This is a genomic window from Duganella sp. S19_KUP01_CR8, from assembly GCF_036688705.1.
Lineage (GTDB): Bacteria > Pseudomonadota > Gammaproteobacteria > Burkholderiales > Burkholderiaceae_D > Rugamonas.
In genome coordinates, this window is sequence record NZ_JAQQPR010000047.1 from 21106 (window position 1) to 28531 (window position 7426).

The following is a 7426-nucleotide window of genomic DNA, read 5'->3' on the forward strand; positions in this document are numbered from 1 at the left end:
TCATGGTTTCTATCACCGCGCTCACCAGCGCAACGTCGGAGCAACTGGTCCAGGGCCTGTCGCCCGACGACAGCGCCCGCATGCTGTCGGCGCTGGACTTCGCCGGCGACACCTACGGCGACAAGCTGTGCGCCAGCGGCCAGCCGGCGATCGACTTCGCGGTCGGCGTGGCCGGCACGCTGGCCTTCATGCGCACCGACGTCGAGACCCGCATCGCCGGCCTGATGTTCGAGTTGACCTTGCTCGACACCGCGCAGGCGCCCATCATCGAACCGCGTTTCGGCCAGGAGGTCAGCGACCTGGTGGCCGGCGTGCGCCAGCTGATACGCCTGCGCGAACTGACGCAGACCCAGGGCCAGGGCCAGGGACAGCCTGGCGCCGTCGCGCGCGGCCGCAACGCCGCGCAGATGGCCGTGGCGCAGGTTGAAACGCTGCGCAAGATGTTGTTGGCGATGGCGTCCGACATGCGCGTGGTGCTGGTGCGCCTGGCGTCCTGCGTGACGACCTTGCGCTACTTCGCCGACATCAAGCTGTTCAACGACATGACCTGCGCCTACGGCCGCGAAACGCTGGACCTGTACGCGCCGCTGGCCAACCGGCTGGGGATCTGGCAGCTGAAGTGGGAGCTGGAGGATCTGTCGTTCCGCTTCATCGAGCCGGAAGCGTACAAGCGCATCGCCAAGATGCTGGAAGAAAAGCGCATGATGCGCGAAGGCTTCGTCACCTCGGCGATCGAACGGCTGCAATCGGAAATGGCGGCGGCCGGCATCCAGGCCGAAGTGTTCGGCCGCCCCAAGCACATCTACTCCATCTGGAGCAAGATGAAGGGCAAGGAGCTGGACTTCACCGACCTGTACGACGTGCGCGCCTTCCGCGTGATCGTGGCCGACGTCAAGACCTGCTACACGGTGCTGGGCGTGGTGCACAACATCTGGACGCCGATCCCGAAGGAATTCGACGACTACATCTCGCGGCCGAAATCGAACGGCTACCAGTCGCTGCACACGGTGGTGACGGCGGAAGACGGCCGGCCGCTGGAAGTGCAGATCCGCACGCAGGAGATGCACAGCTTCGCCGAGTACGGCGTGGCGGCGCACTGGCGCTACAAGGAGGAGGGCGGTTCCAACTTCGCCGGCCAGAAGTACGATGAAAAGATCGCCTGGCTGCGCCAGCTGCTGGCCTGGAAGTCCGACGTCGCCGACGCGGTGGTCGGGCAGGAAGAGCAGCAGCGCGAGTGGGTGGAAAAGCTCAAGTCCGCCGCGCTGGACGACCGCATCTTCGTGCTGACGCCGCAGGCGCGGGTGCTGGAATTGCCGGTCGGCGCCACGCCGGTCGACTTCGCGTATCACCTGCACAGCGACGTCGGCCACCGCTGCCGCGGCGCGCGCGTGGACGGCGTCATGGTGCCGCTGAATACGCCGCTGAAGAACGGCCAGACCTGCGAGATCATCACCGCCAAGGGCGCGCCCGGCACGGCCGGTCCGTCGCGCGACTGGCTCAGCGACGAGTACACGGTGGCCACCCGCACGCGCTCCAAGATCCGCGCCTGGTTCCACGCCATCGACATGCAGGAAACGCTGTCGCACGGCCGCGCGATGGTGGAGAAATCCCTGCAGCGCGAAGGCAAGACGGCGGTCAATCTGGAAGCGCTGGCCAACAAGCTGGGCTTCGCCAAGGTGGACGATCTGTTCCTGTCGGTAGGCAAGGATGAATTCAGCCTGCGTCACGTGGAGCAGGCGCTGCACGACACCGGCGAGCCGGCCGAACCGGAAGACGCGGTGGTGCTGGGCAAGAGCAAGGCCTCCAGCGTGGACCAGGGCGCCAAGTCGGGCGTGCTGGTGGTCGGCACCGATGGCTTGATGACGCAGCTGGCCAAGTGCTGCAAGCCGGCGCCGCCGGACGGCATCGTCGGCTTCGTCACGCGCGGCAAGGGCGTGTCGATCCACCGCACCACGTGCAAGAACTTCGCCGAGATGCGCGCCAAGGCGCCGGAGCGGGTGATCGTCACCGAGTGGGGCCGGGCCGGATCGGACACGGTCTACCCGGTCGACATCTTCATCCTGGCGGGCGACCGCCAGGGGCTGCTGCGCGATATCTCCGAGATCTTCTCGCGCGAGAAGATCAACGTCATCGGCGTCAACACGCAAAGCGCCAAGGGCTTTGCGCGCATGACCTTCACGGCCGAAATCGGCGCCACCGCGCAGCTGCAGAAAGCGCTGAACGCCATCGCCGAAGTCGGCGGCGTGCAGGAGGCGCGCCGCGCTTAAGGAGCTTCCGCTTCGGCCCGTAGCGCCGCCTGCACTGATGGGCGGGCGGCGATGCGGCTTTCGTAGGCGGCGACGGCCGGCCATTGGCTCAGGCTAATCTCGAAGAACTTGAACCAGCCCAGCACCGTGTACAAGTAGGCGTCGGCCACGCTGAACCTGTCGCCCAGCAGATAAGCCTGGCGCTGCAGCGTGGTTTCCAGCAGCGTCATGCGCTTCGCCAGTTTGTCGCGGAAGATGGCGCCTGCCGTGTCCGGCAGGGCGCGATTGAACAAGGGTGCCGCGCCTGCATGGATCTCGCTGCTGATGAAGCCTAGCCACTCCTGCAGCCGCACGCGTTGCCAGCCGCCCTGTGGCGGCGCCAGTTCCGCCGCTGGATTTAGGTCCGCCAGATATTGGACGATGGCCGAACCCTCGGTCAGCACTTCTCCATTCTCCAGTTCCAGCGCGGCGACATAGCCCTTCGGGTTAATGCTGCGGAAGTCCCTGCCGTCGGCGGTCAGCTTGGTGTGATTGTCGACCCGTATCAGTTCGTAGGCCAGCCCCAGTTCCTGCAGCACGATGTGCGGCGAGAGCGAGCAGGTGTGCGGTGCGAAATATAGCTTCATGTCGAACTCCATAAAAACGATGAGCCCCCACTGTAGGTATCCGGCGCTTGGCTGTAAAATTAATGCTTCATAAACCATGTATCAGGTTTTCTAATGATGAATTTGTCCCATTGGCGCGTGCTGGTCGCGGCGGCGGACGCGGGCAACATCTCGCGGGCGGCGGAGCAGGTCGGCATCACGCAGTCCGGCGCCAGCCAGGCGATCGCTCAGATGGAGGCGTCGCTGGGTGCGCCGTTGCTGGTGCGCGAGCGACGCGCAGTCGGCGTCACCGCGTTCGGCGAGCAGGTGGTCGGGCATGCGCGCGCGATGCTGGCGCAGTTCGACGCCATCCGTTCGCTGTCGCACGCCGCGCAAGGCTTGCATGCGGGGAGCATCCGGCTGGCCAGTTTCCCGTCCGTGCTGACTACGGTGTTGCCGCCTTTGCTGAATGCATTCAAGCGCAGCCATCCCGGCATCGATGTCGTGGCGCTGGAGGGGACGGACGAAGAGGTCGAGCAGTGGCTGGCGGCCGATACGATAGAGCTGGGTGTGGTGCTGAATCCGGTGCCGCAGCGGCGGGCGGTTGTCATCGGGCGCGATGCATGGGTGGCGGTGCTGCCATCCCATCATGCGCTGGGGCGCGGCTCAAGCGAGCAGGGTGTCGCGCTGGGCGAACTGGCCGGCCAGCCTTTCGTGCTGGCGACCGGCGGCTGTGCGGTCAACGCACGGAGCCTGGTCGAGCAGGAGGGGTTGATGCTGTCGGATATCCGCGTCACGGTGCGCGACCTGGGTAGTGCGGCGGTGCTGGTGCGGGAAGGATTGGGCGTGTCCATCATTCCCGAATCCGCGCTGCCGGAAGACAGGCGCGGCCTGCGCGTCATGCAATTGGAACCGCGCCGGTATCGGGAGTTTGGCCTCGTCAGTTCGCAGGCGGGCCGTGCATCGGCCGCCGTGCAAGCTTTTCTTGATGGCCTTAGCCGATGATGTGAGCCGCCCGAGTGGCGATGGCCTGGGCCAGCAGGTGCACGTGGTAGCCGTCGACGAAGCCGTGGTGGGCCAGCACCGACATGTTCACCGTCAGCTTGCCGTCGTCGCGCGGATCGCTGAAGCGGCCCCAGGCCACCGATGGAATGTCGTAGCTCTTGTGGTGGTAGATCGGATGCTCGATCGCCACCAGCTTCAGCCACGGCATGCAGGTGATGTGGATGTTGCGTTTCTTTTCCATCGGGCTCAAAGCCTCGGTGGTGTTGACCAGCACGTCGCTGGCTTCGGCGAACTTCTTCGCTGCCACACTGCGCTCAACGAATTCGCGCAGATCCGACGAGCGCGTGAAGCGCGCGAAGTTCACGTTGTTGTCCTGATTGAGCACCGTGTACGAGGCCATGAAGTCGTCGATCTTGATGACCTCGCCCTCGTAGATGCGGTACATGAAGTTGTCGATTTCCTTGAGCGAATTCAGCACGCAGTACAGGAACACGTGGAACGGCGGCAGCTGGTTCGCCTTGCAGAAAGGCCGGAAGTCCGGCACCTCCAGCTCGAAGCTCAGGTTGACTAGTGGATTCTCAAATGAGGCAAAGGCGTTGTAGCGGTCGCGGCGTTTTTCAAAGTTATGCATGTGAAATCAGTGTAAATGGATTAAGTACTTTTAAATTTGGCGTGCGCGAAAAGGCATCGCCCTTGTCGCGAGTAACTACCACCAAGTCATGTATCAACGCGATCGCCGCGATTTGCTTGTCGATCGTATGGGGATCTTTTATATCGCAGGAAAGCAAGGAGCCCCATACTCGGGCTGCCTCAACGTCGAATTTCAGGATGTGGTCACCGAACTCCGCTATCACACTGTCCAGCCACAGTTCGTATTTTTCTGCCTGCTGTATTGCCTGCTCACTTGCGACACGGCGCAACTTCGTGATGCCGGCCTGGATTTCGCCTATAACCTGCGTCGGTAAAAACAAGGCGTTACTCTCTGTGGCGGCGAAGAACTGCATCACGCCTGCGTTGGCCCTTTTACCCTTGCGGTACTCGGAGAGCACGTTGGTATCAATCAAAAACATGGCTACCTGAGATCAAACAGTTGGTCATCGCCGAAGTAAGGCATGTCAGCCAATACTTCCTTGAACGACCGTTTCTTCGGCTGTTTGGTCAGATGGGTGCGCAAGATCTCGCGGTGCTCGGCTTCCGCACTGCGTCCGTTGGCTGCCGCCAGGCGTTTTAACGCGTCAACGACTTCGTCGTCCAAGTCGCGAACCAAGAGCTGAGACATGGCTTACCTCGCAAGTGATATCACTGATAGCAGTATAGGCGACGCTAAGCGCTTTGCAAACATGGGCAGTGCGTGCATTACCGTTTTAAGTGGGAGACAACTTGTTCTATGCAGGTACGCTCCTCATTAGATGCCAATTTTTTCAGGTCGGCCAATGCTTCAATGGATGGCAGATCTGCGGCGGTTGGATGTTTGGGTTTGATTTGCTTGTAAGGGGTGAATACTCCGTCAAATGGTTGTTCGTATTGGATGCTGCAAGCGATGGCGATCGCCTTGTCGGCATCGTGGTTTGTCAATGCTTCTTTTAACATGCCCATTCCGTTGCACGCCTTGCCGCTCGCCTTGCTCAGGTCGACAACGACAGGCTTGGTGAGGTGCAGCCGATCTTCAACCTCCAGCAAGCCTACCCAGCCCCTGATTGATTGCGCTGCGTGGCTCTCCTCGCAATTGGCGTAGATTAGGTCTTTGCCGCCACTGTAAGCGGTTTGTGCAAATGGCGTGATGTCGCATGCGGTGGCGTGATAGGTAATGGCGGTAAAGCCGGCTTTTGTGCGAACTTCTGAAAAATACGCGACCCCATTAAGGTACGGCTGGAGCTCCGGTGGAAGACCATAATGAAAGGTTTGCGAGACCACTGGCTGGCGGCTGACGCAACTTCCTCTGCCATCGGATATTTGCAGCAAACGGCGCTCGGGAGCGCCGTCGATCGCCAGGGTGTATTGGAGCGACTTCATGTCCAGTGGCTGGGTGTCGATGGCCACGTCTATCGTCGTCGGGTGCGCCCATTTGCCGGCCGGGCCGACGTAGCTGATCGTATAGCGGGCTCCCGGCTTGAAGCCGCCAGCGGGGCCGATGCGCAGCAAGCGTTGAGTCGCCATTCCTGGACGCTCTTGGCCCATGTCGGGCGATGACACCGTCACCGTTAGCGGGCCGGTTTCCTCGTTCGAAGTAATGGAGAAGGCGCGCGCATTCGTGCTTGAGGATGGGGCGCCTTGCGGCGTCAGGAACAGTACGCCGCGAGCATTTGCCGGCAGGCGCTTTAGCGTGGCATGGACAAAGCCGGCAGGCTCTACCCATGGGCAGGAGCAGGCCATCACTGAATGGCTAAACATGAACGTGACGATCACCGCCGCAATTCGGATCATAGGTGTGCCTGCGGTGCAACCTCGGCTTGCAGGGTGATGTGGTCGATGCCGTGCTTTTCCAGCAGCATGGCTTTGATGGCTTGCAGGATGTTGGGCCAGTGCGCCAGATCGGTGATTTCCACGTGGCCTATCAGTGCCGGATGGCCGGGGGACATGTCCCAGACGTGCAGGTCGTGCACCGAGCGGACGCCATCGATTTTTCCCAGGTCGGCGCCCACGCTCAAATAGTCGATCTGCTCCGGCACGCCGCTCATCAGGAAATGATAGGACTCGCGCAGCACGTCGACAGTGGACTTCAAAATCAGCAGCGCGACAAAGATCGACAGCAGCGGGTCGATCTGCATCCAGCCGGTGTAATAGATGACGGCGCCGGCGATCAGCGCTGCCACCGAACCTAATAAATCGCCGATCACGTTGACCAGCGCGGCGCGCGTATTCATATTGCTGTCGCCGCGCGACAGGATGTAGGCCAGCACCACGTTGATCAGCAGGCCGATGCCGGCGACGATGAACACGATGCCGCCTTGCACCGGCTCAGGCCTGGAGAAACGCTGCACCGCTTCAAACACGATCCAGCCCACCAGCAGCAACAGCACCAGGCTGTTGACGAAAGCCGCCAGCGCCTCGGCGCGGCCGAAGCCGAAGGAGTGGCGCGCCGACGGCGGCCGCTTGGCGATCAGCTGCGCCAGCAGCGCCAGGCCCAGCGCGGCGGCGTCCGTGACCATGTGGCCGGCGTCGGAAATCAGCGCCAGCGAGTTGGACATGAAGCCGGCAACGACCTCGACCACGGCGAATCCCAGCGTCAGCACCAGCGACCACGCCAGCACCGATGGGCTGCGTTGCAGATTAAAGTGGGCGTGTTCGGCATCGCCGTCGCGGTGCTCGTGCAGGTGGGCGGAGGGGGAGGGAGGCAGCTCTGCGCTAGTGTTGGCGCGGGTTTCGGCTTGCATGGGCTTCTTGTTGTAGTGGGAACGGCCATAGTTTAAAGGATGTCGATGACTCGCGCATTGCGGCCTCATAGTGCATTTTGTAAATGTTTCCGATTTATGCCCTTGTTTTTCTTCGAATCGCTCTCTATAATGCTGGTCTTCGGGCGGTTAGTTCAGCTGGTTAGAATACTTGGTCGACATCCAAGGGGTCGCAGATTCGAATTCTGCACCGCCCACC

At 62.0% G+C, this 7426-nt stretch carries 8 protein-coding genes and 1 tRNA gene; 3 read left to right on the plus strand and 6 right to left on the minus strand.

Features of this window, described 5'->3' with window-relative positions:
* The first annotated feature begins 2 nt into the window (after positions 1 to 2).
* Complete coding sequence (locus tag V6M89_RS28915) at positions 3 to 2267, plus strand: RelA/SpoT family protein (RefSeq protein ID WP_332856460.1); 2265 nt, start codon at positions 3 to 5, stop codon at positions 2265 to 2267.
* Here V6M89_RS28915 and gstA read toward each other — a convergent pair.
* Positions 2264 to 2872, minus strand: a complete 609-nt coding sequence (gene gstA / locus V6M89_RS28920) for a glutathione transferase GstA (RefSeq protein ID WP_332856461.1) — start codon at positions 2870 to 2872, stop codon at positions 2264 to 2266. The genes V6M89_RS28915 and gstA overlap by 4 nt on opposite strands.
* 93 nt (positions 2873 to 2965) lie before the next feature.
* Between gstA and V6M89_RS28925 the strand changes: the two genes are divergently transcribed.
* A complete protein-coding gene (locus tag V6M89_RS28925; RefSeq protein WP_332856462.1) occupies positions 2966 to 3835 on the plus strand; it encodes a LysR family transcriptional regulator in 870 nt (289 codons plus the stop codon).
* On the opposite strand, the gene V6M89_RS28930 is transcribed toward V6M89_RS28925, so the two are convergent.
* From V6M89_RS28930 to V6M89_RS28950, 5 genes are all read right to left on the minus strand, one after another.
* Positions 3825 to 4466 (minus strand): CatA-like O-acetyltransferase, encoded by a 642-nt coding sequence (locus tag V6M89_RS28930; RefSeq protein WP_332856463.1) that lies wholly within the window; start codon positions 4464 to 4466, stop codon positions 3825 to 3827. The two genes, V6M89_RS28925 and V6M89_RS28930, sit on opposite strands and share 11 nt — an antisense overlap.
* Positions 4459 to 4905 carry a type II toxin-antitoxin system VapC family toxin gene (locus V6M89_RS28935; protein ID WP_332856464.1) on the minus strand — a complete coding sequence of 149 codons (447 nt, stop codon included), beginning with the start codon at positions 4903 to 4905 and terminating at the stop codon, positions 4459 to 4461. Before V6M89_RS28935 ends, V6M89_RS28930 begins: the two co-directional genes overlap by 8 nt.
* 2 nt (positions 4906 to 4907) lie before the next feature.
* Complete coding sequence (locus tag V6M89_RS28940) at positions 4908 to 5114, minus strand: FitA-like ribbon-helix-helix domain-containing protein (RefSeq protein WP_332856465.1); 207 nt, start codon at positions 5112 to 5114, stop codon at positions 4908 to 4910.
* A 77-nt stretch (positions 5115 to 5191) separates the two neighbouring features.
* Positions 5192 to 6259, minus strand: a complete 1068-nt coding sequence (locus tag V6M89_RS28945) for a hypothetical protein (RefSeq protein WP_332856466.1) — start codon at positions 6257 to 6259, stop codon at positions 5192 to 5194.
* Positions 6256 to 7209 (minus strand): cation diffusion facilitator family transporter, encoded by a 954-nt coding sequence (locus V6M89_RS28950; RefSeq protein WP_332856467.1) that lies wholly within the window; start codon positions 7207 to 7209, stop codon positions 6256 to 6258. Before V6M89_RS28950 ends, V6M89_RS28945 begins: the two co-directional genes overlap by 4 nt.
* Before the next feature lie 141 nt (positions 7210 to 7350).
* Here V6M89_RS28950 and V6M89_RS28955 point away from each other — a divergent pair.
* Positions 7351 to 7424, plus strand: a tRNA-Val gene (locus tag V6M89_RS28955).
* The last annotated feature ends 2 nt before the right edge of the window (positions 7425 to 7426 follow it).